At 65.5% G+C, this 24,257-nt stretch carries 25 protein-coding genes, 2 tRNA genes and 1 pseudogene; 22 read left to right on the top strand and 6 right to left on the bottom strand.

Going from position 1 to position 24,257, the window contains the following annotated elements; genetic code table 11:
- The first annotated feature begins 406 nt into the window (after positions 1–406).
- The 6 genes from dnaN to gyrA all read left to right on the top strand — a co-directional run bounded on the left by dnaN (position 407) and on the right by gyrA (position 9,328).
- Positions 407–1,540: a DNA polymerase III subunit beta gene (gene dnaN, locus G1H11_RS09070; RefSeq protein ID WP_163818237.1), complete on the top strand. Its 1,134-nt coding sequence runs from the start codon at positions 407–409 to the stop codon at positions 1,538–1,540.
- Positions 1,541–1,656: 116 nt separating this feature from the next.
- On the top strand, positions 1,657–2,580 hold the full coding sequence (gnd, locus tag G1H11_RS09065; protein ID WP_163818236.1) for a phosphogluconate dehydrogenase (NAD(+)-dependent, decarboxylating): 924 nt from the start codon (positions 1,657–1,659) through the stop codon (positions 2,578–2,580).
- A gap of 6 nt (positions 2,581–2,586) precedes the next feature.
- On the top strand, positions 2,587–3,765 hold the full coding sequence (recF, locus tag G1H11_RS09060; RefSeq protein ID WP_163818234.1) for a DNA replication/repair protein RecF: 1,179 nt from the start codon (positions 2,587–2,589) through the stop codon (positions 3,763–3,765).
- Positions 3,762–4,379 (top strand): DciA family protein, encoded by a 618-nt coding sequence (locus G1H11_RS09055; RefSeq protein WP_163818232.1) that lies wholly within the window; start codon positions 3,762–3,764, stop codon positions 4,377–4,379. Before recF ends, G1H11_RS09055 begins: the two co-directional genes overlap by 4 nt.
- Positions 4,380–4,645: 266 nt before the next feature.
- On the top strand, positions 4,646–6,649 hold the full coding sequence (gyrB, locus tag G1H11_RS09050) for a DNA topoisomerase (ATP-hydrolyzing) subunit B (protein ID WP_163818230.1): 2,004 nt from the start codon (positions 4,646–4,648) through the stop codon (positions 6,647–6,649).
- A gap of 45 nt (positions 6,650–6,694) precedes the next feature.
- On the top strand, positions 6,695–9,328 hold the full coding sequence (gene gyrA / locus G1H11_RS09045; protein ID WP_343074835.1) for a DNA gyrase subunit A: 2,634 nt from the start codon (positions 6,695–6,697) through the stop codon (positions 9,326–9,328).
- On the opposite strand, the pseudogene G1H11_RS27415 reads toward gyrA, so the two are convergent.
- Together G1H11_RS27415 and G1H11_RS26460 are read right to left on the bottom strand one after the other, a co-directional pair.
- Positions 9,244–9,447: pseudogene (locus G1H11_RS27415) on the bottom strand (pentapeptide repeat-containing protein); the annotation flags it as partial. The gene gyrA and the pseudogene G1H11_RS27415 sit on opposite strands and share 85 nt — an antisense overlap.
- 28 nt (positions 9,448–9,475) lie before the next feature.
- Positions 9,476–9,610: a hypothetical protein gene (locus G1H11_RS26460; protein ID WP_281352303.1), complete on the bottom strand. Its 135-nt coding sequence runs from the start codon at positions 9,608–9,610 to the stop codon at positions 9,476–9,478.
- Positions 9,611–9,846: 236 nt separating this feature from the next.
- On the opposite strand from G1H11_RS26460, the gene G1H11_RS26455 reads away from it, so the two are divergent.
- From G1H11_RS26455 to G1H11_RS09030, 3 genes are all read left to right on the top strand, one after another.
- Positions 9,847–10,314 carry a DUF3566 domain-containing protein gene (locus G1H11_RS26455; RefSeq protein ID WP_163818228.1) on the top strand — a complete coding sequence of 156 codons (468 nt, stop codon included), beginning with the start codon at positions 9,847–9,849 and terminating at the stop codon, positions 10,312–10,314.
- 102 nt (positions 10,315–10,416) lie between these two features.
- Positions 10,417–10,490, top strand: a tRNA-Ile gene (locus G1H11_RS09035).
- A 116-nt stretch (positions 10,491–10,606) separates the two neighbouring features.
- Complete coding sequence (locus G1H11_RS09030; RefSeq protein ID WP_163818226.1) at positions 10,607–11,002, top strand: DUF3592 domain-containing protein; 396 nt, start codon at positions 10,607–10,609, stop codon at positions 11,000–11,002.
- A 105-nt stretch (positions 11,003–11,107) separates the two neighbouring features.
- Here G1H11_RS09030 and G1H11_RS09025 read toward each other — a convergent pair whose 3' ends face one another.
- On the bottom strand, positions 11,108–11,950 hold the full coding sequence (locus G1H11_RS09025) for a phosphoribosylaminoimidazolesuccinocarboxamide synthase (protein WP_163818225.1): 843 nt from the start codon (positions 11,948–11,950) through the stop codon (positions 11,108–11,110).
- Between the two features lie 51 nt (positions 11,951–12,001).
- Here G1H11_RS09025 and G1H11_RS09020 point away from each other — a divergent pair, with 51 nt between their 5' ends.
- Complete coding sequence (locus tag G1H11_RS09020) at positions 12,002–12,499, top strand: YbaK/EbsC family protein (protein ID WP_216843592.1); 498 nt, start codon at positions 12,002–12,004, stop codon at positions 12,497–12,499.
- A 6-nt stretch (positions 12,500–12,505) separates the two neighbouring features.
- Here the strand turns inward: G1H11_RS09020 and G1H11_RS09015 are convergent, their stop codons facing one another.
- Positions 12,506–12,814: a thiamine-binding protein gene (locus tag G1H11_RS09015; protein WP_163818223.1), complete on the bottom strand. Its 309-nt coding sequence runs from the start codon at positions 12,812–12,814 to the stop codon at positions 12,506–12,508.
- 84 nt (positions 12,815–12,898) lie between these two features.
- Here G1H11_RS09015 and G1H11_RS09010 point away from each other — a divergent pair, with 84 nt between their 5' ends.
- The 8 genes from G1H11_RS09010 (at position 12,899) to G1H11_RS08980 (ending at position 19,593) form a co-directional block, all read left to right on the top strand.
- Entirely contained in the window at positions 12,899–13,141 is a 243-nt protein-coding gene (locus G1H11_RS09010; protein WP_163818221.1) for a helix-turn-helix domain-containing protein, read from the top strand.
- Between the two features lie 117 nt (positions 13,142–13,258).
- Positions 13,259–13,399 (top strand): DLW-39 family protein, encoded by a 141-nt coding sequence (locus tag G1H11_RS25690; protein ID WP_174257505.1) that lies wholly within the window; start codon positions 13,259–13,261, stop codon positions 13,397–13,399.
- Between the two features lie 103 nt (positions 13,400–13,502).
- Positions 13,503–14,252 carry a TipAS antibiotic-recognition domain-containing protein gene (locus tag G1H11_RS26985; protein ID WP_163818219.1) on the top strand — a complete coding sequence of 250 codons (750 nt, stop codon included), beginning with the start codon at positions 13,503–13,505 and terminating at the stop codon, positions 14,250–14,252.
- A 187-nt stretch (positions 14,253–14,439) separates the two neighbouring features.
- Positions 14,440–14,512 (top strand) — tRNA-Ala (locus tag G1H11_RS09000).
- A gap of 392 nt (positions 14,513–14,904) precedes the next feature.
- On the top strand, positions 14,905–15,354 hold the full coding sequence (locus tag G1H11_RS08995) for a helix-turn-helix domain-containing protein (protein ID WP_163818217.1): 450 nt from the start codon (positions 14,905–14,907) through the stop codon (positions 15,352–15,354).
- A gap of 5 nt (positions 15,355–15,359) precedes the next feature.
- Positions 15,360–15,770 carry a VOC family protein gene (locus G1H11_RS08990; protein ID WP_163818215.1) on the top strand — a complete coding sequence of 137 codons (411 nt, stop codon included), beginning with the start codon at positions 15,360–15,362 and terminating at the stop codon, positions 15,768–15,770.
- Positions 15,771–15,858: 88 nt separating this feature from the next.
- Positions 15,859–18,240, top strand: coding sequence for an ATP-binding cassette domain-containing protein (locus G1H11_RS08985; RefSeq protein WP_163818213.1), 2,382 nt, complete (start codon positions 15,859–15,861; stop codon positions 18,238–18,240).
- 252 nt (positions 18,241–18,492) lie between these two features.
- On the top strand, positions 18,493–19,593 hold the full coding sequence (locus G1H11_RS08980; RefSeq protein ID WP_163818211.1) for an ATP-binding protein: 1,101 nt from the start codon (positions 18,493–18,495) through the stop codon (positions 19,591–19,593).
- Between the two features lie 92 nt (positions 19,594–19,685).
- Here G1H11_RS08980 and G1H11_RS08975 read toward each other — a convergent pair whose 3' ends face one another.
- Positions 19,686–20,498, bottom strand: a complete 813-nt coding sequence (locus G1H11_RS08975; protein ID WP_163818209.1) for a hypothetical protein — start codon at positions 20,496–20,498, stop codon at positions 19,686–19,688.
- Between the two features lie 242 nt (positions 20,499–20,740).
- Between G1H11_RS08975 and G1H11_RS08970 the strand changes: the two genes are divergently transcribed.
- Both G1H11_RS08970 and G1H11_RS26440 read left to right on the top strand, forming a co-directional pair.
- Positions 20,741–21,265 (top strand): peptidylprolyl isomerase, encoded by a 525-nt coding sequence (locus G1H11_RS08970; protein ID WP_163818207.1) that lies wholly within the window; start codon positions 20,741–20,743, stop codon positions 21,263–21,265.
- 12 nt (positions 21,266–21,277) lie between these two features.
- Positions 21,278–22,186, top strand: a complete 909-nt coding sequence (locus G1H11_RS26440) for a rhomboid family intramembrane serine protease (protein WP_163818205.1) — start codon at positions 21,278–21,280, stop codon at positions 22,184–22,186.
- Positions 22,187–22,527: 341 nt separating this feature from the next.
- Here G1H11_RS26440 and G1H11_RS08960 read toward each other — a convergent pair whose 3' ends face one another.
- Positions 22,528–22,782: a cell division protein CrgA gene (locus G1H11_RS08960; protein WP_163818203.1), complete on the bottom strand. Its 255-nt coding sequence runs from the start codon at positions 22,780–22,782 to the stop codon at positions 22,528–22,530.
- 113 nt (positions 22,783–22,895) lie between these two features.
- Between G1H11_RS08960 and G1H11_RS08955 the strand changes: the two genes are divergently transcribed.
- Together G1H11_RS08955 and G1H11_RS08950 are read left to right on the top strand one after the other, a co-directional pair.
- The gene (locus G1H11_RS08955) at positions 22,896–23,621 is read left to right on the top strand and encodes a DUF881 domain-containing protein (protein WP_163818201.1); all 726 of its coding nucleotides are present in this window, start codon (positions 22,896–22,898) and stop codon (positions 23,619–23,621) included.
- Positions 23,618–24,235 (top strand): aminodeoxychorismate/anthranilate synthase component II, encoded by a 618-nt coding sequence (locus G1H11_RS08950; RefSeq protein WP_163818199.1) that lies wholly within the window; start codon positions 23,618–23,620, stop codon positions 24,233–24,235. The genes G1H11_RS08955 and G1H11_RS08950 overlap by 4 nt, the downstream gene beginning before the upstream one ends.
- The last annotated feature ends 22 nt before the right edge of the window (positions 24,236–24,257 follow it).

Genomic DNA, 24,257 nt, shown 5'->3' with positions numbered 1-24,257 from the left:
CGGACGTCATGATCCACTCCGCACAGGATGTGGAAAAGTCTGTGGAACAGAGACTTCTTTCGGTGGACCGGAGGTGGACAGCTGACTCTTACACGTGGACAACGCCGATGTGTCCACGTCTCGTCCCCGCCGCCTCCACAACCGCGGTGGACGAGAAAACTGGGACCTGCCAGGGATTTCGACCCCTGTCCACAGTTTCCACCGACGCTATGGCCAAGACGAGACTATCTATGGGTAATGAAGAACCACACAACTCACCTGGGGCAGCTCGTGTGGAAAAACCTCCGGACCGTCCACGTCGACTGTCGCCTGCTCGTGCAAGGATGACTCGCACCAACGCTGATCGCTCAAACATCTCTCTCAGAACATCCGCCGGGCTAGTCCCGCGGGGAGGACGGTGAAACCGGTGAAGTTCCGGCTCGAACGCGACGTACTCGCCGAAGCCGTCGCATGGACGGCTCGTACCCTGCCTAACCGGCCAACGGTTCCGGTCCTCGCCGGCCTGCGGCTCGACGCCTCAGACGGGCAGGTCGCCTTCTCGTCCTTCGACTACGAGGTGTCCGGCAAGGTTTCCGTCTCGGCCGAGGTCGCCGATCCCGGGACCGTGCTGGTCTCCGGCAAGCTTCTCGCCGACATCGCGCGGTCACTGCCGGCGAAGCCGGTCGAGTTCACCGCAGATGGATCCAAGGTTGTCATCACTTGCGGCAACGCTCGGTTCACTTTGGTGACCCTCCCCGTTGAGGAGTACCCGGAGTTGCCTGCGCTCCCGGCAGCATCGGGAACGGTGGAAGGCACTGTCTTCGCCGAGGCCGTCGGTCAGGTCGCCGTCGCGGCCGGACGCGACGACATGCTGCCCACCCTCACCGGCATTCGTATCGAGATCGAGGGCGAGACCGTCACGCTCGGTGCCACCGACAGGTATCGGCTGGCCGTGCGCGAACTCACCTGGAACCCGGGGCGCCCCGACGTCTCCGCCGTGGCTCTCGTACCGGCGCGAACACTCGTGGATGCCACCAAGACGCTCGCCTCGGCCGGAGACATCACGCTCGCGCTCGGAGGCGACACAGACGACAGCCTCATCGGTATCGCGGCCGGCGGAAGGCACACCACCAGCCGGCTCATCGACGGTGAATGGGTGCCCAACTATCGCAGGCTCTTCCCCGCCGAGATCGCTACGGTCGCCAAGGTCGAGATCGCGTCGTTGATCGACTCGGTGAAGCGTGTCTCGCTCGTGGCCGAGCGGAACACCCCTGTACGGCTGGCATTCGACGACGGCCAGGTGGTCCTCGAAGCCGGAAGCGGCGAAGACGCACAGGCCTCGGAAGCCCTCCAGGCGCACGTGGAGGGGCCGGCCATCGCCACGGGCTTCAACCCGGGATACTTGCTCGACGGCCTGCAGGCTCTGGGTACGCCGTTCGTGTATCTGTCGTTCACCGACACCCCGCTCAAACCGGTGGTGATTCAGGGCATCGAGAGCCTCGAGGCGGAGCCCACCTCGGGTTACCGATACCTGGCCATGCCGATCCGGCTTTCCGGGTAGGTACGGTTGTGGGGGTTCCCATCCCCGCCTGCGGCCCGTTTCGTCCCGATGCCGGCCACACCTCTGGGCAGGAACCCCACACCTGCACCGCACACAGCCGTGAGAAAGTTGGAAACGTGGAACTTGGTCTTGTCGGCCTGGGGCGCATGGGCGGAAACATGCGCGAGCGCATCCGGGCAGCTGGTCATACCGTCGTCGGATACGCACTCGACCCTGACGTGACCGATGTCCCCACGCTCGCCGAGCTCGTCTCGCGGCTGTCCGCGCCACGAGCCGTCTGGGTCATGGTTCCCTCCGGCGAGCCGACCCGGGCCACCATCGCCGAGCTCGCGGAGCTGCTCGAGCCTGGGGACGTCGTCGTCGACGGCGGCAATTCCCGTTTCACCGACGACGCGAAGCATGCTGAGCTGCTGGCGGCGAAGAACATCGGCTATGTCGACTGCGGCGTGTCAGGCGGCGTCTGGGGACGCGAGAATGGCTACGGCCTCATGGTCGGCGGGGACGCGAGCGACGTCGAGCGGCTGATACCGATCTTCGATGCCCTCCGCCCGGAAGGCGACCGCGACGAAGGCTTCGTCCACGCCGGCGGCGTCGGTGCCGGCCACTACGCCAAGATGGTGCACAACGGCATCGAGTACGGCCTGATGCAGGCGTACGCCGAGGGATTCGAGTTGCTCGAGGCCTCCGACGTCGTGAGTGACGTCGAAGGCGTGCTCAAAGCATGGTCGAAGGGGACCGTCGTGCGGTCGTGGCTGCTCGATCTGCTGGTGGATGCCCTCGAGGACGACCCAGGACTGTCGAAACTGACCGGGTATGTCGATGATTCGGGCGAAGGCCGGTGGACGGTTGAGGAAGCCATCCGCCTCTCGGTGCCGGCGCCGGTGATCACCGCCGCGCTGTTCGCCCGGTTCGCGTCCCGCCAGGACGACTCCCCGGCCATGCGGGCCGTCGCCGCCCTGCGGCAGCAGTTCGGTGGTCATGCCATCCGTGCGGCGTCGCCGGCCGATGACGATCCCGGAACTCCAGACCGCACGCTCTAGCGCGCTATGTACGTGGCTCATCTGTCCCTCGTCGACTTCCGTTCCTACGCGGAGGTCGAGCTTCCGCTGACGGGCGGAGCCACCGCTTTCATCGGACCGAACGGACAGGGCAAGACGAATCTCGTCGAGGCCGTCGGCTACTTGGCTACGCTCAGCAGTCACCGTGTGGCTCAGGACGCTCCACTGGTCCGCCTGGGAGCGGAGCGGGCCATCGTCAGGGCCAGCGTGGCCTCAGCCACCGAGCCCGCGAACCGGCCGTCCCTCATCGAGATCGAGATAACCCCGGGCAAGGCCAATCGGGCCCGGCTCAACCGCTCCCCTGTCGCCCGTGCGCGGGATGTTCTCGGCGTGCTGCGAACCGTCTTGTTCGCACCCGAGGATCTCGCTCTGGTCAAGGGCGACCCGTCGGATCGACGCCGGTACCTTGACGAGCTTCTGGCAGCTCGAGCCCCTCGGTACGCCGGCGTGCGCGCCGACTATGAGCGGGTCCTCAAGCAACGTAACGCTCTGCTGAAGTCAGCTGGAGCAGCGATGCGGGCGGGCCGGGCCGGACGGTCGGGCGGGCCACCCCAGCTCGGCACGCTGGACGTCTGGGATACCCACCTGGCTCGCGCGGGCGCCGAACTGCTGGCCGGCCGTCTCGAGCTGGTCGAGTCGCTTCGCCCGCTCGTCGCGAAAGCGTACGAATCGGTGGCGACCACCGAGAGTGGCCTGTCCAATGTCGATGCCAGGCTGGACTACAAGTCGTCTATCGGACCCGACGTGGAGCTGGTAGCAGACCGCGAGGCGCTGGCCGAAGCGATGATCGAGGCTATCGGCCGGCTACGCGCTGACGAGGTCGAACGGGGTGTCTCGTTGGTCGGGCCGCACCGTGACGACCTGCTTCTCGGCCTCGGCCCGATGCCGGCCAAGGGTTATGCCAGTCATGGCGAGTCGTGGTCGTTCGCCCTGGCCCTGCGGCTCGCGGCCTACGAGTTGTTGCGAAATGTGGGAACCGATCCCGTTCTGGTGCTCGACGACGTCTTCGCGGAGCTCGACGAGGGCCGACGGCAGCGCCTGGCTGAGCTCGTGCGCCCGGCCGAACAAGTGCTCGTGACCGCCGCTGTGCCGGACGACGTGCCGCCTGAGCTGCGTGGCGCCCGCGTCGACGTGCTCGGGGGCGCGGTGCGGAGGGCCGAGGAATGACCGGCGAGCCGGAGCGCCGGGAAGAGGGGAACGAGGGCCCGGCCACGAGCGTCCCGCCCGCCGAGGCGGCGAACCGGGCCGAAGCCGAGCAAGACACGTGGGATCCGGATGGTGTCGACCTCGCGAAGGCTCTCGTGGCTCGGGGCAAAGCGGCTGGGAGATCCGGGAGCAGGCGCGGCGGGACCACCAGGCGCCGTGGGTCCGGCGGGCGATCCCGCTCGTTCGCGGGCTCCGGGTGGAGCGGTCCCGGCGGCGACGAGCGGGACCCCCAGCCGCTGTCGGCGGCGGTCGACAAGCTCGCGGATGAGCACGGTTGGGAAGAGGACCTCTCCGTGCATGGAGTGATGGCCCGATGGGACGAACTCGTGGGCGCGGAGGTCGCGTCGCACGTGCGGCCGGAGAGCTACGACGAGTCCGTTCTGACGGTACGCGCCGATTCATCGGCGTGGGCTACACAGGTCAGACTGCTCGCCTCCGAGCTGGTGAAGAAGATCAACCAGCGGATCGGCCACGGCACCGTGACGAAGGTGAACGTGCTCGGGCCACAGGCGCGCAGCTGGTCCAAGGGCCGCAGGAGTGTGCCGGGTCGCGGCCCGCGTGACACGTACGGGTGATGGTCGCCCCGGCGGAAATCGGCATTCCGCGCGTCGTGCCGTGTGCGCCGCACTCTCGTCACGCGAGGGGTCACGCGAGTATGGGGATTAAGGGGACGCGATCCATGCCGCCAAAACGGCAATTGTGGGCCGCTCAGCCAGCATTCACCATCGTGACAGGGTAGACTTGGGCCGTCCATATAGGCCGCTCGGTCTCCTGGGGGCTTCAGCGGCCTTCGGGTGGCGCTGGCGTCCTGTGATCGGTCTCGGCAGGAAGGTCCCGTTCTGTGACGGACGATGTCGCGTCCTACGATGCTAGTGATATTACCGTTCTCGAAGGTCTCGAGGCCGTCCGTAAACGGCCCGGTATGTATATCGGCTCCACCGGTGAGCGCGGACTTCACCACCTTGTCTACGAGGTAGTCGACAACTCTGTCGATGAGGCTCTAGCCGGTGTCTGTGACACCATCGACATCACCCTTCTCGACGGCGGCGGCGTCCGCGTCGTCGACAACGGCCGTGGTATTCCGGTCGCCGAGCATCCCATCGAGAAGAAGCCGGCCGTCGAGCTCGTGCTGACCCAGCTCCACGCCGGTGGCAAGTTCGGTGGTGGCGGCTACAAGGTCTCCGGCGGGCTGCACGGTGTGGGTGTCTCGGTGGTCAATGCGCTTTCCAGCCGGCTCGAGGTGGAGATCTTCCGCGACGGATACCGATGGACACAGGCGTACGTCGTGGGCGTCCCGGAAGCGCCGCTGCAACGGCATGAGCCCACCGACCGACACGGCACCACCGTCACGTTTTGGGCCAGCGACACCATCTTCGAAAGCACCACCTACGACTTCGAGACGCTTTCCACGCGTTTCCGTGAGATGGCGTTCCTGAACAAGGGCCTGACCATCGCCCTGCGTGACGAGCGGCCCGAAGGCCGCGACGAGGGCGCGGAAGACGACGTCGAGACGGAAGAGACCAGCGCGCCCCGCGAGGTGCGCTACAACTACGCCGACGGCCTGGTGGACTACGTCAAGCACCTGAATGCCACGAAGACCGAGGTGCACCGGACCATCATCGACTTCGAGGCGGAGTCCGAGGATGGCGACGGCCAGACCATGAGCCTCGAGATGGCGATGCAGTGGAATGACCAGTTCACCGAGTCGGTCCACACGTTCGCCAACACGATCAACACCCATGAGGGCGGAACCCACGAGGAAGGCTTCCGGTCGGCCCTGACCCTTCTGGTGAACAAGTTCGCCCGGGACTGGGGCGTGCTGAAGGAGAAGGACGCCAATCTGACCGGTGACGATGTCCGTGAAGGACTCACCGCGATCATCAGCATCAAGCTCGCTGAGCCCCAGTTCGAAGGTCAGACCAAGACCAAGCTGGGCAACACCGAGGCGAAGAGCTTCGTGCAGCGGGTCGTCCACGAACAGCTGGGTGCCTGGTTCGAGCGGAATCCGGCAGAAGGCAAGCTGGTGGCCCGCAAGGCCCAGAGTGCGGCGGTGGCCCGGGTGGCAGCGCGGAAGGCACGTGACGCCGCCCGCAGCCGCAAGGGCCTGATGGGTGGTGCTGGTCTTCCCGGCAAGCTGGCGGACTGCCAGTCCACCAATCCGGAAGAGTGCGAGCTCTTCATCGTCGAGGGTGACTCCGCGGGCGGGCCTGCTAAACAGGGCCGTGATTCACGGATCCAGGCCATCCTCCCGATCCGCGGCAAGATCCTGAACGTCGAGAAGGCCCGGATCGACCGGATCCTGCAGAACCAAGAAGTTCAGGCGATCATCAACGGCCTCGGCACCGGTATCCACGAAGACTTCGACATCAACCGGCTGCGCTATCACAAGATCGTGCTCATGGCCGATGCCGACGTCGATGGGCAGCACATCCGTACCCTCTTGCTGACCCTGCTGTTCCGGTTCATGCGCCCCGTCATCGAGCAAGGCTACGTCTTCCTCGCCCACCCGCCCCTGTACAAGCTGAAGTGGGTCGGCCGGGACACTCCGCACGAGTACGCGTACTCGGACCGTGAACGCGACGCGCTGATCGCCGCCGGCCAGGCGGCCGGCAAGCGGCTGCCCAAGGACGACGGGATGCAGCGGTACAAGGGTCTCGGTGAGATGAACGACGATGAGCTCTGGGACACCACGATGGATCCGGACCAGCGGCTCCTCCTGCAGGTGACGCTTGACGACGCCGCGCAGGCCGACGAGGTGTTCAGCACGCTGATGGGCGAGGACGTCGAGAGCCGCCGGAAGTTCATTCAGCGAAACGCCCGCGACGTCCGCTTCCTGGACATCTGATCGGCGGCCCTGACCGCCAGATGACTCGAAGGATTTGAATCACCAGTGACTGACGACATCACCACTGCCGCGGCTTCGGGCGGCAACCGAATCGAGCCTGTCGACCTTCAGGTCGAGATGCAACGCAGCTATCTCGACTACGCGATGACGGTCATCGTCGGCCGCGCCCTGCCCGACGTGCGAGATGGACTGAAGCCAGTGCACCGGCGGGTCCTCTACGCGATGTTCGACGGGCGCTATCTCCCGGACCGCGGATTCTCCAAATGCTCGCGCGTGGTCGGCGACGTCATGGGCAACTACCACCCCCACGGCGACTCGGCGATCTACGACACTCTTGTCCGCCTGGGCCAGTGGTGGTCGATGCGCTACAAGCTGGTGCAGGGCCAGGGAAACTTCGGTTCCCGCGGGGACGATCGCCAGGCCGCCATGAGGTACACCGAGTGCCGGATGGCGCCGCTGGCCATGGAGATGGTCCGCGACATCGAAGAAGAGACCGTCGACTTCACGCCGAACTACGACGGTCGTGGAGCGGAGCCGGTCGTCCTCCCGTCGCGCTTTCCCAACCTGCTGGTCAACGGATCCGGTGGGATCGCGGTGGGGATGGCGACCAACATCCCGCCACACAATCTGCGCGAGGTCGCTGCCGGGGTCGAGTGGTACCTCGATCACCCAGAGGCGAGCAACGAGGAGCTGCTTGACGCCCTGCTGGAGCGGATCAAGGGCCCCGACTTCCCGACGCACGGCCTGATCGTGGGCAACAGCCGCATCGAGCAGGCGTACCGGACCGGCCGTGGGTCGGTCACGATGCGCGCCGTCGTGGAGGTCGAGGAAGACAGCCGCGGCCGGACCTGCCTGATCATCTCCGAGCTGCCTTACCAGGTCAACCCGGACGCGCTCGCCCGCAAGATCGCCGAACTGGCGGATTCGGGCAAGGTGCCGGGTATCGCGGACCTTCGTGACGACTCGTCGTCGCGGACCGGTATGCGGATGGTCGTCGTACTCAAGCGCGACGCGGTCGCTACCGTCGTCCGTAACAACCTGTACAAGCACACGCAGCTGCAGGACACATTCGGCTGCAACATGGTGGCCCTGGTCGACGGCGTGCCGCGGACACTGTCTCTCGACGGCTTCGTCCGCCACTGGGTGACGCACCAGGTCGAGGTGATTCGCAGGCGAACCGAGTTCCGGCTGCGCAAGAAGCGGGAAAGGCTGCACATCGTCCGCGGCCTGATCAAGGCGATCGACGCCATCGACGAGGTCATAGCGCTTATCAGGCGTTCGGCGGACGTCGAGGAAGCCCGTACGGGCCTGATGCAGCTGCTCGAGATCGATGAGATCCAGGCCACGGCCATCCTCGACATGCAGCTGCGCCGGCTCACGGCGCTCTCGCGAGACGAGCTGCAGAACGAGCACGACACCCTGTTGGCGGACATCAGCGATCTCGAGGAGATCCTGGCCTCCGAGCCCCGCAAGCACCAGATCATCCGCGAAGAACTTGCCGAGATCGTCGAAAAGTACGGCGACGACCGTCGTACCCGCATCATTCCGGCCGAGGGCGATCTGACCGCCGAGGACCTCATCACCGAGGAGCCGGTGGTCGTCACCATCACCCGCGGCGGGTACGCGAAGCGGACGAAGGCAGATCTCTACCGCGTGCAGAAACGCGGCGGCAAGGGTGTGCGCGGTGCTCAGCTGCGTGAGGACGACGTCGTCAGCCAGTTCTTCGTGACCACCACCCATCACTGGATTCTGTTCTTCACCAACCGGGGCCGCGTCTACCGGGCGAAGGCGTACGAGTTGCCGGAGATGGGCCGGGACTCCAAGGGACAGCACGTCGCCAACCTGCTGGCATTCCAGCCGGACGAGAAGATCGCCAAGGTGATGACACTCCGGGACTACGAGCACTCGCCGTACCTCGTCCTGGCGACCAAGCACGGCATGGTGAAGAAGACCCGGCTGTCCGAGTACGACTCGAACCGCACCGGCGGGGTCATCGCGCTCATGTTCCGGCACGATGACGACGAGCTGATCGGCGCCGAACTGGTCAGTGCCGAGGACGACATCCTGCTGGTGTCTCGTAAGGCACAGGCGATCCGGTTCACCGCCAACGACGAGCAGCTACGTCCCATGGGTCGGGCAACAGGTGGCGTCGTCGGCATGAAGTTCCGCGATAATGACGAACTATTGTCGATGTCTGTCGTCCGGGATGGAACCGAATCGTACGTCTTCACCGTCACAGATGGTGGGTTCGCAAAACGGACGGCTGTGGAGGAGTATCGGGTACAGGGCCGTGGCGGACTCGGAATCAAGGCAATGAAGATCAACGAGGACAGAGGATCACTGGTGGGAGCTCTGGTGGTCGGTGACACCGACCAGGTGCTGGCAATCCGCGCGTCGGGCGGCGTGACGCGGAGCTCGGTCAGTGACGTCCCAGCCAAGGGCCGTGACACTATGGGTGTCAAATATGTCTCGCTGGGCGCCAACGACGCGGTTGTCGCGATTGCGTGGAACGCCGAAGAAGAGGACGATGCGGCCGAGGACGCCGAGGCTCCAGAGACCGAGGCTTCGGAGGCCGAGGCCCCGGACAGCGAGGCCCCGGACAGCGAGGCCCCGGACAGCGAGGCCCCGGACAGCGAGGCTCCGGACAGCGAGACCAATGCGGAAGGTGATGGCTTGTGACGAGTTCCGGCGGGACCGGACGTCCCACAGCCGATGGAACGCGTGACTCGGACGTGACTCCCAGCGAGTCGCCGACCGGTGCATCGCCGAACGGCAACGCGCCGGATCCGGCGGTGCAAGCGCGGCGGAGTCCCGATTCGAACGGACCTACCGTCGGCCCACGCGGCGCGGCAGCAGCGCGGTCCGCCACGAGTTCTCGGCGTAAGACTCGGCCAGGCGGAGCAGCGCCCGCCCCGCCGCCACCGTCGGCGGCTCAGCAGCGGCAGGCCTCGTCGCCTCCACCGGTCACCCCTCCTCCCGTGACACCGCCAGCGGTCGTGCAGGCCGTGGAGTCCGCGCACGCACGTGCGCGCCAGCCTGCTCCCAAGCCTCCGGGCCCGGCTCGAGGTCCCAGGCCCGAACCGGTTCCTCCACCTTCGGCCCAGGGCGCTTCCGTACCCAGGAATATGGCGGCGCCTGCGGCCCCGGTCGCTCCGGCTGCGCCCCGGCCTGAGCATCCGCCGCTGGCCGACACTCAAGTGAGCAGTGATGCGCGGCCTGTTCGGGAAGAGGTTCATCCCACTGCCGAGCGGTCGGGTGGCACGCAGCGCAGTACCAGCTCCCGCCGGCCACCGCGGGTCCGGAAGGCGAGGCTCCGCCTTGTCCGGGTCGACCCGTGGTCGGTGATGAAGACGGCGTTCCTGCTGTCGGTGGCCTTGGGCGTAGCACTCTTCGTCGCCGTGGCTGTTCTGTGGTCGGTGCTCGACGCGGCGGGCGTCTTCACGTCGATCAGCGACATCGTCACCGACTTCACGGCTTCCAGCACCAGTGATGGGATCGACGTCGACCAGTACGTCGCGCTCCCGCGTGTGCTCGGGTTCACCACGCTCATCGGCGTGGTCAACGTGGTTCTTATCACCGCGCTGGCCACATTGGGTGCTTTCCTCTACAACCTCTCGGCCAGCCTGCTCGGCGGTCTCGAGCTCACACTCGCCGAGGACGACTGATCGAACGGCCCCCTGGTACCGGCCGGTTTGGGCTGGCCGGTCTCCGTGGGGTAATGTGCTGGTCGCACCTGCTTTCGGGTGCAGGTGTGTCTTCACGCCAACGGGCCTATAGCTCAGACGGTTAGAGCGCTTCCCTGATAAGGAAGAGGTCACAGGTTCAAGTCCTGTTAGGCCCACACTCCATCCTTCCGGCTCAGCAACGTCGTGCTCGGCCACGCTCGGGTCGTTCAGCCCTTGGCGGGCTAGCGGCGGGATATGAGGAAACGCTTGTGACAGGGAGCGGTGGGGCATCGTGATCTTTGTGGGTCTGCTGCTGATGCTGCCGGTCATCGCCAACGTCGTGGTGATTGCACGCACCCATGTTCGGCGTCGCGCCTGGACCAACGTCGACGCGACGGTGACGAAGGTGAAGGAGCGCCCGGACAAGTCGGGTGGCCAGAACTCCAGCATGATCGTGGTGCACTACCGGTTCACGGACCGCCAGGGGCAGACTCGCTCGGGCGTCGACCACCGGATGTACCGCAAGCCGCGTAAGAACAGCACGCTCTCGGTCATCTACGACCCTCATTCGCCCGACATCAACGAGCCATCCTCGATCGGCTGGGTGTACGGGTTCCTCGTTCTGACGGTTGGGGCGTTCGTCGCGGGACTCTGGATCGTGGTATCGGTGGCGAACGGGTCGTTGTGAGCCGTGGCGGCTGACGCGACACTGCTTCGCCGACCCATAGTCGCGTCCGTTATGTGTGGTCGATGAGGCGCTATCCACCGAGTGGGCGTCCACCGCGCCTGCGCGTCACTCCCAGGTGAGGCCAGTGATCCGCTCGTACATGGCGACATAACGACGACGAGTCTCCTCGACGACCTCCGCTGGGATCTCGGGGCCGGGCGGCGTCTTGTCCCAGGTGCCGAGATCACGTGCCCAGTCGCGCACGTACTGCTTGTCGTAGCCGACCTGGCGACCGCCAGGGTTCCAGTCCTCCGCCCGCCAGTACCGCGACGAGTCGGACGTGAGCGCCTCGTCCGCCAGGATCAGCTCACCGTCAGGGGTGACGCCGAATTCGAACTTGGTGTCAACCAGGATCACGCCGCGTTTCTCAGCGATTGCCGCGGCTCTCCGGTAGAGCTCCAAAGTTGCGTCCCGGAGCTTGCCGGCCAGCTCGGCGCCAACCACGTCGGACACTTCCGCGAACGTCATCGGCTCGTCGTGCCCGTCCTCCGGCGCGGTCTTCGTCGTCGGGGTGAACACGGGTTCGGGGAGCCGGTCTCCCTCCACCAGGCCGGCCGGGATCTGCACGCCTGAGATGGTTCCCGACGACGCGTAAGACTCCCAGCCGAGCCCGGCAAGGTAGCCGCGAGCGATGCACTCCACCTGGACAACGTCGAGTTGGCGGCATCGAATCGCCCGGCCGGCCCATTCCCCGGGTACGTCTTCGGCGGAGATCACGTGATTCGGCACGACGTCGGCGAGCTTGTCGAACCACCACAGAGACAGGGTTGTCAGCATCTTGCCCTTGTCCGGGATAGGCGTCGGCAGTACCACGTCATACACCGACACCCGGTCTGAGGCCACCAGGATCAGCTCACCGGGGCGGTCGGAGTAGACGTCGCGGACTTTGCCTCTGTGAAGTAACTGCACGCCCCCGTTCTAGCACACGGTCCGCGGGGCACTTGAGTAAGCTGACGCCTCGTGAGTGAAAGAACAACGGAGAAGATCCAGTCACATCCGAACGTTCGGAAGGTACAGGACGCCCTGCGCGCGGCCGGCGGCTCAGGTGATGTCGTGACCCTTGCGGACTCGGCACCGACCGCCGCAGCCGCGGCGGCACAGCTCGGATGCGACGTCGGTGCGATCGCCAACTCGCTGGTGTTCGACTGCGATGGGCAGCCGCTGCTTGTCCTCACCAGCGGTGCTCACCGGGCGGACACCACGCTTCTGGCCCAGGCCGCGGGTGTGCGCACAGCGCGGCGTGCGGCACCGGAGTTCGTGCGCATGCATACGGGTCAGCCGATCGGCGGGGTGGCGCCACTGGGGCACCCCGAGCCGATTCCCACGCTGGTCGATACCTGGCTGGCCCGCCACGGTGAGGTGTGGGCAGCCGCCGGGCATCCGCACACGGTCTTCTCGGCCACCTTCGACGAGCTGGTGCGAATCACGAGTGGCCGAGCGGTGGACGTCGTCGCTTAACGCGTGTCAGTCGGATGGCCGGCGGTTGGCCAGCTTTTCTTCCAGGCGCTCGACCTTCCCGGTCAGCTCCCCCGTGTGGCCCGGGCGGATATCTGCTTTGACGACGAGGCTCACCCGGTGGCCATGCCGCCCGACCGCCTCGCACGCGCGTCGGACCACATCGAAGCACTCGTCCCATTCACCCTCGATGGTGGTGAACATGGCATCCGTGTGATTCGGAAGCCCTGACTCCCGGACGATGGCCACGGCATCGGCGACGGCTCCGGAGACCGACTCGCCTGCACCGGAGGGTGCGACGGAGAACGCGACAAGCATGTCTTCATGCTCGCACACGCGGTATCGAGACCCGCCATGATTGACGCAGGGAGCCCGTCAGCGCGAGGGATTAAGCTGGCCTGCATGGATCAAAAGCTCCTGACCCTCGCTGACGTTGCCGAGCTGTTGAATGCCTCGTCCGCGCAGGTGTATGCCCTGGTGCGCAGCGGTGACCTGCCGGCCATGAAGATGGGTGGCCGGGGTCAGTGGCGCGTCCATCCTGAGCGCCTTCAGCAGTACATCGAACGTGCCCACACGGAGACCGCGGAGTGGGTCAAGCACAATCCCATGTCCCGCGATGAGGCCGTGACCGAGGTGGAGAGCTGACACACCGCTCACTACCTCAGGTCGTCGACATACGGGATGATGCAAGCGGGTGGGCGCTCTCGCGAGAGGTGAGTTAGCCTCACAGGGAGATAACCCACTACCTGGAGGCGGACCATCGTGTCCAAGAAGAAGATACTGTTCACAGCGTTTGTCGCTGTCGCCGGCTATCTGGGATTCAAGCGTTACCAAAGCGGTCAGGAAGAGCGCGACCTGTGGGCTGAGGCAACGGATTCCGTTCCGCCGTCCGACCAGGTCTGACGCCGAAGCTGCGCTTATTGAAGTTGAAGTTGACGTAACGTCAACTCGTATCGTTCTGATCGGGCCGGAGGGACCGGCCCGGTGAACGACACGGAGGTCCGGCGTGAGCTGGTCGATCAACGATGTGGCGCGCATGTCCGGCGTGACATCGAGAACGCTGCGTCATTACGACGCCATCGGCCTGCTATCGCCGGCGTGGACGGCACATGGCGGGCGGCGCTTCTACGAAGAGGAGCAGCTGCTCCGCTTGCAGCGAATCCTCTTGCTGCGCGAACTCGGCCTCGGACTCGATGCGATCGGCGAGGTGCTCGCGGCGCAGGATTCGCATAGTGCCGTCGACGTGCTGCGCCAGCACAGCGAGTGGCTACGCGCCGAACAACAGCGTTTCGGCCGGCTCGTCACCACCGTGGAGAACACCATCGCCACCCTCGAGAAAGGAGGGACGATGAATCCGAACGAGATCTACCAAGGTTTCGATCACCAGCAGTACGAGGCCGAAGCCCGTGAACGATGGGGCAATGAGGCCGTGGACCGCGGCAACGCGATCGTCGCTGACTGGACCCCCGCGCAGTGGGCCGAGTACAAGGCCGAGTTCAACGCGCAGAACGACGAGTTGGCCACGTTGATGGATGACGGCGTGCCCGCGGCGGACGCTCGAGTGCAGGCCGTCATCGAGCGGCACTTCCAGGGCATCACCGTGTTCTGGACGCCCGACCGGGTTTCGTACACCGGCCTCGGCCAGATGTACGTGGACGACGAGCGGTTCGCTCGGAATTACGAGTCCGTTCGTCCAGGGCTTGCCGCGTACCTGCGCGACGCTATGGCGGTCTATGCCCAGGTGCGCCTGAGCTAGTGCCCTGCGCAGGTGCGAGCTCACGCGGACCGGCATGAAAGAGGCACGACGTGCCGGGAAGAGCTGCAGATCTTCCCGGTTCGCTCGACGCTTCCCGTCCCGGCGAGTTCGCCGCCGATTCGGCGTCAGGCGGCCCTACGCGCTACTCTTATCGCGGTTCGCCGCTCGTATGAGCTGGCGGGCACCAGGGGGCGTAGCTCAACTGGCAGAGCACTGCCTTTGCAAGGCAGGGGTTAGGGGTTCGAGTCCCCTCGTCTCCACTCGCAAGAGTGCAGGTCAGATCGATGTGGGTACCGTAGATTCATGAGTGTGGGGCAGTGCGAGCCGTGCACTTGTTGAGAAGCGCAAATGACGGTTAGCTCAGCGGTGATCGGCATCGAGGTATCCGCGATAGTGAGGCCAAGCGGCGCCATTGCCTTAAAGGTCACGCTCCTACTGGCACAATCACGTTCAACGACACTGCGAGGAGCGACCGCGTTGCAACCAGTGATCGTTGACTCCGACCTCAGTGTGGACCTTTCGAAGCGCTGAGTAGCGCGGCTTCCGTGGGTGGGACACCGAGACGTCCACGCCCGCGCGGTACCGCGTTGGGAGATCGGCAGGCGCGTCGCGGCGCTGGGCAATCTTCGGTGCGACGTGGCACCATTCCCATGTGACCAGTGGATCTATCTCGGCGCAGCGCCTGGACGACCTTGCGCGGCTGCGTCGCGTCCGCGACCGTATCGACCGCGAGTACGCACAGCCACTGGACGTCGATGCGCTGGCTCGCGGTGTCCACATGTCGTCCGGGCACCTCAGCCGCCAGTTCCGGCTCGCCTACGGTGAGTCGCCGTACTCGTACCTGATGACCAGGCGCATCGAGCGTGCCATGGCATTGCTGCGCCGCGGCGACCTCAGCGTCACCGAGGTGTGCTTCACGGTCGGGTGCTCGTCGCTGGGCACGTTCAGCACTCGATTCACCGAACTGGTCGGCATGTCGCCGAGCGCCTACCGTCAGCAGATGCCGACCGCGACGGCGGGGATGCCGCCGTGCGTGGCGAAAAAGGTGACGAGACCGGTCAGGAATCGAGAAGCGAGGGCCGACGAGCCGCAGCTAGCCTAACTGTCATGGACATCACGATTCACTCCACCTTCCTCCCCCACACCGACCAGGAGAAATCCCTGGCCTTCTACCGCGACGCCCTTGGGTTCGAGGTCCGCAACCAGGTCGAATACGGTGGCATGCACTGGAATACCGTTGGCCCTCCCGGCCAGCCGGAAGTCAACATCGTCCTCTACCCGCCGGGAGCCGACCCCGGAATCACCGACGACGAGCGCCGCACCATCGTCGAGATGATGGCAAAGGGAACCTACGCCAGCATCATGCTGGCCACCCGCGACCTCGACGGTGCCTTCGAGCGCGTGCAGGCCAGCGACGTAGAGGTGGTCCAAGAGCCGACCGATCAGCCGTGGGGCGCTCGAGACTGCGCCTTCCGCGATCCAGCCGGCAACATGGTCCGCATACAAGAACTCAGCTGACTCGTCGGGTGCATACTGGCTCTCGGATCACCACGTAGGACCGATTGAGACCGCGAACGTTGCACGGCGGGACAGATATGGAGACGAGATGAGCACGGTCACGACCTCGGATACACCCGCGCTGCACGTCGCTGACAGTCACGATCTGATCCGCGTGCAGGGGGCGCGGGAGAATAACCTCAAGGACATCAGCATCGAGATCCCGAAGCGCCGGCTGACGGTGTTCACCGGTGTGTCCGGTTCGGGAAAGAGTTCCCTGGTGTTCGCCACGATCGCCGCGGAGTCGCGGCGGATGATCAACGAGACCTACAGCACCTTCCTTCAGGGTTTCATGCCGACCATGGCACGACCGGATGTCGATGTGCTCGATGGGCTGACCACGGCGATCATCGTCGATCAGGAACGCATGGGGGCCAATCCACGGTCCACCGTGGGCACCGCCACCGACGCCAACGCGCTCCTGCGCATCTTGTTCAGCCGGCTCGGACAGCCGCACATCGGCTCGCCGCAGGCGTTCTCCTTCAACGTCGCGTCGATCAGTGGAGCTGGAGCGGTCACTTTCGAGCAGGGCGGAAAGACCGTGAAGGAGCGTCGCGAGTTCTCCATCACCGGCGGCATGTGCCCCAGATGCGAGGGCATGGGAAGGGTGACCGACTTCGAGCTGAGCCAGCTGTACGACGACACCAAGTCGCTCAGTGGAGGCGCGCTCACCATCCCCGGCTACAGCATGGACGGATGGTACGGCCGCATCTTCGCCGGCGCCGGTTTGCCCATGGACAAGCCGATCGGGAAGTTCACCGAGAAGCAGCTGCACAAGCTCCTCTACGGTGAACCGGAGAAGATCAAGGTGGAGGGGGTCAACCTCACCTACGAAGGCGTGATCCCCAAGATCCAGAAGTCGATGCTGTCCAAGGACCGCGAGGTGATGCAGCCCCACATCCGGGCGTTCGTCGACCGAGCGGTCACGTTCACCGCGTGCCCGGAATGTGACGGCACCCGGCTCAGCGAAGCGGCGCGCTCGTCGAAGATCAAGGGAATCAGCATCGCCGACGCGTGTGCGATGCAGATCAGCGACTTGGCCGAGTGGGTTCGCGGCCTCGACGAGCCATCGGCGGCGCCGCTGCTGACGACGCTGGGATCGGCCCTCGACTCGTTCGTGGAGATCGGGCTCGGCTACCTCAGCCTCGACCGGCCGGCGGGCACGTTGTCCGGTGGAGAGGCGCAGCGCACCAAGATGATCCGTCACCTCGGGTCAGCCCTCACCGACGTCACATACGTCTTCGACGAGCCGACCATCGGTCTGCACCCGCACGACATTCAGCGGATGAACGAGCTGCTGCTCCGCCTGCGAGACAAAGGCAACACCGTCCTGGTGGTCGAGCACAAGCCCGAAGTGATCGCGATCGCCGACCACGTCGTCGACCTTGGCCCCGGAGCGGGGACAGCGGGTGGCACCGTCTGCTTCGAGGGCACGATCGAGGGGCTTCGCGTGAGCGACACGCTCACCGGGCGCCACCTCGACGACCGGGCCAGCCTGAAGAAATCCGTCCGGAAGCCCAGCGGTGTCCTGGAGATCCGCGGGGCGCGGCAGAACAACCTGCAGGATGTCGATATCGACGTGCCGACCGGTGTTCTTGCTGTCGTCACCGGAGTGGCCGGCTCAGGCAAGAGTTCGCTGATCCACGGAAACCTCGCCGGGCGAGACGAGGTGGTCGTCGTCGACCAGACCGCCATCAAGGGCTCTCGCCGTTCCAACCCCGCAACCTACACAGGCCTGCTCGACCCGATCCGCAAGGCGTTCGCGAAGGCCAACGGCGTGAAGCCGGCGCTGTTCAGCGCCAATTCCGAAGGCGCATGCCCCACGTGTAACGGCGCAGGCGTGATCTACACCGACCTCGGCGTCATGGAGAGCATCGCCACCACCTGTGAGGAATGTGAAGGGAAGCGATTCCAGGCCGCGGTTCTGGAATACAAGCTCGGCGGACGTGACATCAGCGAGGTGCTCGCGATGTCGGTGGCCGAGGCTGAAGAGTTCTTCGAGCAGGGTGAGGCGCGTACGCCGGCCGCGCATAAGATCCTGGACCGCCTCGCCGACGTCGGGCTGGGTTACCTCACCCTCGGTCAGCCACTCACCACGTTGTCCGGCGGCGAGCGACAGCGGCTGAAGCTGGCCACCCACATGGGCGACAAGGGTGGGGTCTACATTCTCGATGAGCCCACCACGGGCCTTCACCTGGCCGACGTCGAGCAGCTGCTCGCCCTCCTCGACAGGCTCGTCGACGCCGGCAAGTCGGTCATCGTCATCGAGCATCACCAGGCGGTCATGGCGCACGCGGACTGGATCATCGACATGGGCCCGTCCGCCGGTCATGACGGTGGCCGGATCGTGTTCGAGGGCACCCCCGCCGACCTGGTCGCTGCCCGCTCGACCCTGACCGGTGAGCACCTGGCGGCCTACGTCGGCGCCTGATCGGGGCTTGCGCGCACATGCCGTATGACGGACGGCACTCACGTCGTGATCTGGTGGTGCGGCGACGCAGGCGACGAACTCGGCCGGGCAACTGTTCGGTCACAGTTTCGTACCTCTCCATCCTGAGCGCGCCCGGCACGCCGAGCCGGCGGTACGTTCGATCGCCAACGAACCGACCACACCGGAATTCCGCCGGGCGGTCTCAGCGCTGTCCACCAACGGCGTGACCAACGGGCGGTCAGGGGAGGAAGAATGCCGAGATTTCCTCGGGCGGACGAGGTCGAGCTCGGCTACTACGACTACGCGTCGCAGTTGTTGGCCCTCGAGGTGATGCGTCGAGACCTATCCGTGGAATGGCTGACACGGGCCTACTTCGTGACTTCGTACAAAGGGACGATGGTCGGCTTCTGGTGCACGCGGACGAATCTCACCTCGTCTGTGGCGGCGCGGTCGACCACCCGCAAGGATGTCACCAGATTGCTCTTGGACCGTGCCGGGCTCAACGTGGCCGAAGGGCGCGGCTTCGGTGTCAGCCGCCGCGACCAGGCTTTCAGCTACGCCGAGGAACTGGGCTTCCCCCTGGTGTTGAAGCCCTCCAGTGGGGGGAAAGGTCGTGGAGTCACCACCGGCATAAGTTCGCGCGCAGAGTTGGAGGCGGCTTGGGAGGCCGCGGCGGCGAACACACCGTCGGTCATGGTGGAGCGGTACTTCGCCGGACGCGACGCCGGGCGGTTCCTGGTGGTCGGGAGCCGATGCGTGGCAGTCGCCCAGAAGCGGCCACCAGTGCTGACCGGAGACGGAAGCTCCTCGGTCGAGCAACTCATCAACGAGCGCAACACGGAGCGGGCAAAGCACGCTCATTTGCGCCACCGCCTGATGGTGCTCGACGACACCCTGGTTGCGGAGCTCGCGCGTAAGGACCTGACGCTGGCGAGCGTCGTCCCAGCAGGTGAGGACGTCGTGCTGGACCAGACATCTAATACATCCCGCGGCGCGGATACCGCGGACATCACCGACGACGTCCACCCGTCGTTCGCGGAGGTTGCGAAGAAGGCGACGGCCGCCGTTCCCGGCTTGGGCCTGGCCGGTGTCGACATCCTTGCCCATGACCTCACCAAGCCTGCCGGCCCTGACAATCACATCATCGTGGAGATCAACAGCTACCCAGGGATCCGATCCCATCACTATCCGGACATCGGAACGCCTCGCGACGTCGCCAAGATCATCGTTGACGAGACTCTGGAGTCCGTCGTTCCGGCGTCGTCCGGGGTCGGTATCTGCGCAGAAGGGCCACTCCGGGTCCACCTGTTCGGCCGCGTGCGGGACTGGGCCCGCCGGGTCCTGCGAACGTAGGCCGGCATAGGCGCACGGGTCAGGCGAGATTGGGCGCTGCGCGACGACGCCCTCTTACCTCGACCAGCCGAGGTAAGAGGGCGTCAGGTGTGTCAGCTCTGACCGTCGAGTGTGCCCTGGCTCTCGCCGGAGGAACTTTTCTCGCCGGCTGCCGTCTTCTTGGCAGCGGTCTTCTTGGCCGGCGACTTCTTCGCGGGTGTGGCCTTCTTGGCAGCGGTCTTCTTCGCGGCCGGCCCACCGTTGTTCGACGAGTCGTCGCCGTCGTCACTGTCGCTGGACTCGCTGGCTGTGGCGGACGTCGCCGACGCGGGCTTGCCCGACTGGGAGTTCTGGTCCTTGGGCTCGGGCGCGGGTGCCCACGGACCCGCCGCGGGGTCGTAGGTGGTCCACTGCTCGTCGTTGCTGCGTCGTTTCAGCACACCGGCCGCGGCGGCACCGGCGGCCGCGAAGGCGCCGAGTACCACGAACACGCGGCGGCGCCGCTTCTTGCGCCGCTGCCGTTTGGGCTCCTCCGCGATGTCGGCCGCACGCTCGGAGAGATCGTGAGCCTTCTCGGAGAACTTGTCGGCGGCTTCGGCGAACGACTCGGCGAACCGCGGGACGACGTCGTTGACGAAGGTCTCTCTGGCTTGGGCGGCTCGCGGTGCCACCTTCGCCCGTGCGGCGTCGACCCTAGGAGCCACGCGTTCGACGGCGGACTCCACAGCCGGGCTCATCCGCTCCCGCGCCGACTCCATTGCCGGGGCCATGCGGTCCCGCGCTGACTGCACGACCGGTCCGGCCGCGTCACGTGCACGCCGTCCGGCTACGCGCGCTGCGTCGCGTGCCTGGACGGCAGCCTCGCGAACGTCGGCGACCGCATCTTCGGTCTGCTTCTTTCGTTTCCTGCCGAATAACTTACTCAAGACGGGCCTCCTTGTGCTTTTGTCCTCCACGGCCCGGATCGAGGCCGCGGTCAGGGTCGCCCGACTCACGCCTCACCCGCGCATGAGGTGAGCCGTATGCGTCTCCCGGCTTCCACGTCATGTGACCTCAATACCCCGTCAGACCTTTCTGGATCATGCCTTCCCCACGACCTTATGCCTTATGAGGAGTCTCCGTGGGAAGATGAGGACGAATCCGACTGACCAATTCTGAAAGGTATGCCGTGGCAGACCAGATCCAAGCCCGCCTGCACACCAACCATGGTGACGTGAATCTCAACCTGTTGCCTCACCATGCACCGAAGACGGTGAAGAACTTCGTCGAACTCGCGGAAGGTTCCCGCGAGTGGGTCGATCCGTCCACCGGTGAGAAGACCACCGATAAGTTGTACGACGGCACCATCTTCCACCGCATCATCCCGGGCTTCATGATTCAGGGCGGCGACCCGCTGGGCTCCGGACGAGGCGGCCCAGGCTACGACTTCGCCGACGAGTTCCATCCGGAGCTGGTCTTCGACCGTCCTTACCTGCTCGCGATGGCCAACGCAGGACCGAACACCAACGGTTCGCAGTTCTTCATCACGGTGGGGCCGCAGCCTCATCTGAACCGGCGACACACGATCTTCGGCGAGGTCGCCGACGCGGAGAGCCGGCAGGTTGTCGACGCCATCGCGAACGTGCCGACCGGCCCGGGGGATCGTCCGGTCGATCCCGTCGTCATCGAATCGGTCACCATCACCCGCTCCTGATTCCCGGCTCTGATGACTGGATCTGGTGACCAGGCCCCTCGACAGCCTGGATCGGGCATACCCACGTGCTACCGGCACGCTGATCGCGAGACCTATATTCGCTGTTCTCGCTGCAATCGGCATATCTGCCCGGAATGCATGACGGCCGCGCCGGTCGGTTTTCAGTGTCCGGAGTGCCTCGCCGAAGGACGGAAGTCGGTGCGTCAGCCCCGAACCGCGTTGGGTGGCGAGATTCGGGAGAACGGCGACCTCATCACCAAGTCCCTCATCGGGATCAATGTGGTGGTCTGGCTGCTGACGCTGGTCGTGCGGCAGGGCGACGTGTCCGACTTCATCCGGGCCATCGGCGGGAACTGGCAGGAGATTCCGGCTCGCTTCGCCCTCGTGTTGGGGTACGCACCGGACCCGCTTCCCATCGGCATCGCTGAAGGTGAGTGGTACCGCCTGCTCACGGCGGCATTCGTGCACATGGAGTTCTGGCACATCGGCTTGAACATGTTCGCGCTGTGGATTCTCGGCAGTGCGCTCGAGCCGGTGCTGGGACGATGGCGGTTCATCACCCTGTACATCCTGTCCGCGCTGGGCGGATCTGCGGTGTCCTTGCTGGGGGCGAGCCCCTACTCCATGTCCTTGGGTGCCTCCGGGGCGGTCTTCGGCCTCATGGGTGCCCTGTTCATCGTGATGCGGCGGATCGGCCGCGATGTCAGCGCGGTGCTCGTGATCGTGGGTATCAACGCGGTCATCGGCTTCGTCGTGCCAGGTATCGACTGGCGAGCCCATTTGGGCGGGCTCGTCGTGGGTGCCATGCTCGCGTTCGTGTTCGCCTACGCGCCGCGCCGGCGCCGAGCCATGTGGAGCATCACGGGCTGCGTCGTGGTGGCGGTACTCGTCGCCGCCACCGTGGCGTGGACGGTCGCGTGAGCAACATGGTGGCTGCGTGTGAGCACCCTGTCCACAGTTATCCACAGGCACTATCCCCAGTGGGGAAAACTACACGCGTGTAATCACAGGTGTGTAGGGAGCTTGTGGATAAGCCATCCTTGCAGGTCAGGTGCATAAATGTGGATCTTGACTGGGACCGGTGTGAACCATGTGACGCCTGTCCGTTTCATCCACAGATGAGCTTGCATGCTGTGGATACGCACAGCAAGGGCCCGTCACCGTCGGTGACGGGCCCTTTGGCCGGAGTGCGAGGTCGGCTCCTCGCTGAAACCGGGTTCGGCTGGACGCCCGGCGGCTTGATGATGCGCGCGGCGCCGGTCTCACTTCCACTGGGTCGCTGTGATGAACCCGCCCGTGATCAGCCCCATGCCGATGACCAGATTCCATCCTCCGATCGAGTCCATGAAAGGTATCTCTTCACGGAGCAGGTAGTAGGCGACAATCCACACCAGCCCCAGGATCAGGAGCGTGAGCATGGTGGGAACCACCCAGCGACCGGAGACACCCGGGTCGCGGGCCTCACGTGGCTCCTGTGCTGGGGAGTCATCCTTCTTGCGGCGGCGCGACTTCGGCACGGTCGATCCTCTCCTGTGAGTGGTATTGGTGCGGTTTTCTGTCATCATTGCGCTCGGATAGCGTAGTGGTTCGTACGCCCAACACGTATATCGACCGCGGGGAGGTGTCTGCGATGTCTGAACCAGCGGCCCGGGGCCGCGGCTGGAAGGTGGCGGCACCACTGGTCCTGGCGTTGTGTGGCATGCTCCTGGTGATCAGCGCCAAGACGTCCGGAGGTACTGACCTGCGCGGCAGCGACCTGCTGGGCATGCCGGACCTCGTGCGCGCGGAAGAGCGGCGCGTACAGGAACTGGCCGCGCAGGTCGAAGACCTCAAGGCCGACGTCGACAGTCTCACTTCCAGTCGTGGGGACCACGAGACCAAAGGGATCCAGGAGGAGATCGAGTCCTTGCGGCCGAGCGTGGGCATGACCCCGGTAGAGGGACAAGGCCTCACCGTGACCTTGGACGACGCACCCAGGCCTGGCCAGGACCTCGCACCGAACACCCACATCGAGGATTACATCGTGCATCAGCAGGACCTCGAAGGTGTCATGAACGCGCTGTGGGCCGGCGGGGCGGAGGCCATGATGGTGATGGACCAGCGTATCGGCGCGGGTAGCACCGTCCGATGTGTCGGCTCGGTGCTGCTGCTCGAGGGTCGGAAGTACTCCCCGCCGTACCAGATCTCCGCCATCGGCGACGCAGAAGCCATGCAGGCCGCGCTGAACACGTCGGAGTCGGTGCAGTGGTATCGCGCGGCCGCCGAGGAGATCGGTCTCGGCTACGAGCTCGAACTGAAGGAGACGATCACGATGCCGGCCTACGAAGGCTCCTCGCTCTCGGGCTCGCGGTCATGAGCCGGCGCATCCTGGTCGTCGACAATTACGACAGCTTCGTCTTCAACCTCGTCCAGTACCTACAACAGCTCGGGGCCGAGTGTGTGGTCCGCCGCAACGACGAGGTCGGCGAGCTCGCCGGCTACGACGGCGTTCTTCTCTCTCCCGGGCCCGGCACTCCGGAGCGAGCCGGAGTCTGTGTACCGCTGATCCGCGAGCACGCCGGCCAGATCCCCATCTTCGGTGTCTGCTTAGGACTCCAGGCGATCAGTGTCGCGTACGGAGCGACAGTGAACCGTGCGCCGGAGCTGCTGCACGGCAAGACCAGCCGAGTCCATCACGCGGGAGCAGGCGTCATGGACGGCCTCACCGATCCGTTCACCGCCACGCGCTACCACTCCCTCGCCATCGAGCCCAGCACCATGCCCGGCGAGCTGGAGGTGACGGCGTGGACCGACAACGGCGTCATCATGGGCGCCAGGCACCGGGAGCTGCCCGTCGAAGGTGTGCAGTTCCACCCTGAGTCGGTGCTGACCGAGAGCGGACACCGGATGCTTGCCAACTGGCTCGTCGCCTGTGGGGACTCTGGCGCGGTCGAGCGGTCGGCGGGCCTTGCTCCGGTCGTGTCGCGGTGATCTCTGCGCGAAGCTGACCAAC

It is taken from the genome of Phytoactinopolyspora alkaliphila, from assembly GCF_010550695.1.
GTDB lineage: Bacteria > Actinomycetota > Actinomycetes > Jiangellales > Jiangellaceae > Phytoactinopolyspora > Phytoactinopolyspora alkaliphila.
This window is presented reverse-complemented; position numbering and strand designations above follow the sequence as displayed.

Excerpts from the sequence above, each read along its gene's own strand:
- G1H11_RS08950 (WP_163818199.1), top strand. The coding sequence starts at position 23,618 with ATGAGCCGGCGCATCCTGGTCGTCGACAATTACGACAGCTTCGTCTTC.
- G1H11_RS09015 (WP_163818223.1), bottom strand. The coding sequence starts at position 12,814 with ATGCTTGTCGCGTTCTCCGTCGCACCCTCCGGTGCAGGCGAGTCGGTC.
- G1H11_RS09055 (WP_163818232.1), top strand. The coding sequence starts at position 3,762 with ATGACCGGCGAGCCGGAGCGCCGGGAAGAGGGGAACGAGGGCCCGGCC.
- G1H11_RS09010 (WP_163818221.1), top strand. The coding sequence starts at position 12,899 with ATGGATCAAAAGCTCCTGACCCTCGCTGACGTTGCCGAGCTGTTGAAT.
- G1H11_RS08980 (WP_163818211.1), top strand. The coding sequence starts at position 18,493 with ATGCCGAGATTTCCTCGGGCGGACGAGGTCGAGCTCGGCTACTACGAC.
- G1H11_RS08985 (WP_163818213.1), top strand. The coding sequence starts at position 15,859 with ATGAGCACGGTCACGACCTCGGATACACCCGCGCTGCACGTCGCTGAC.
- G1H11_RS26440 (WP_163818205.1), top strand. The coding sequence starts at position 21,278 with ATGACTGGATCTGGTGACCAGGCCCCTCGACAGCCTGGATCGGGCATA.
- recF (WP_163818234.1), top strand. The coding sequence starts at position 2,587 with ATGTACGTGGCTCATCTGTCCCTCGTCGACTTCCGTTCCTACGCGGAG.
- G1H11_RS08955 (WP_163818201.1), top strand. The coding sequence starts at position 22,896 with ATGTCTGAACCAGCGGCCCGGGGCCGCGGCTGGAAGGTGGCGGCACCA.
- G1H11_RS08990 (WP_163818215.1), top strand. The coding sequence starts at position 15,360 with ATGGACATCACGATTCACTCCACCTTCCTCCCCCACACCGACCAGGAG.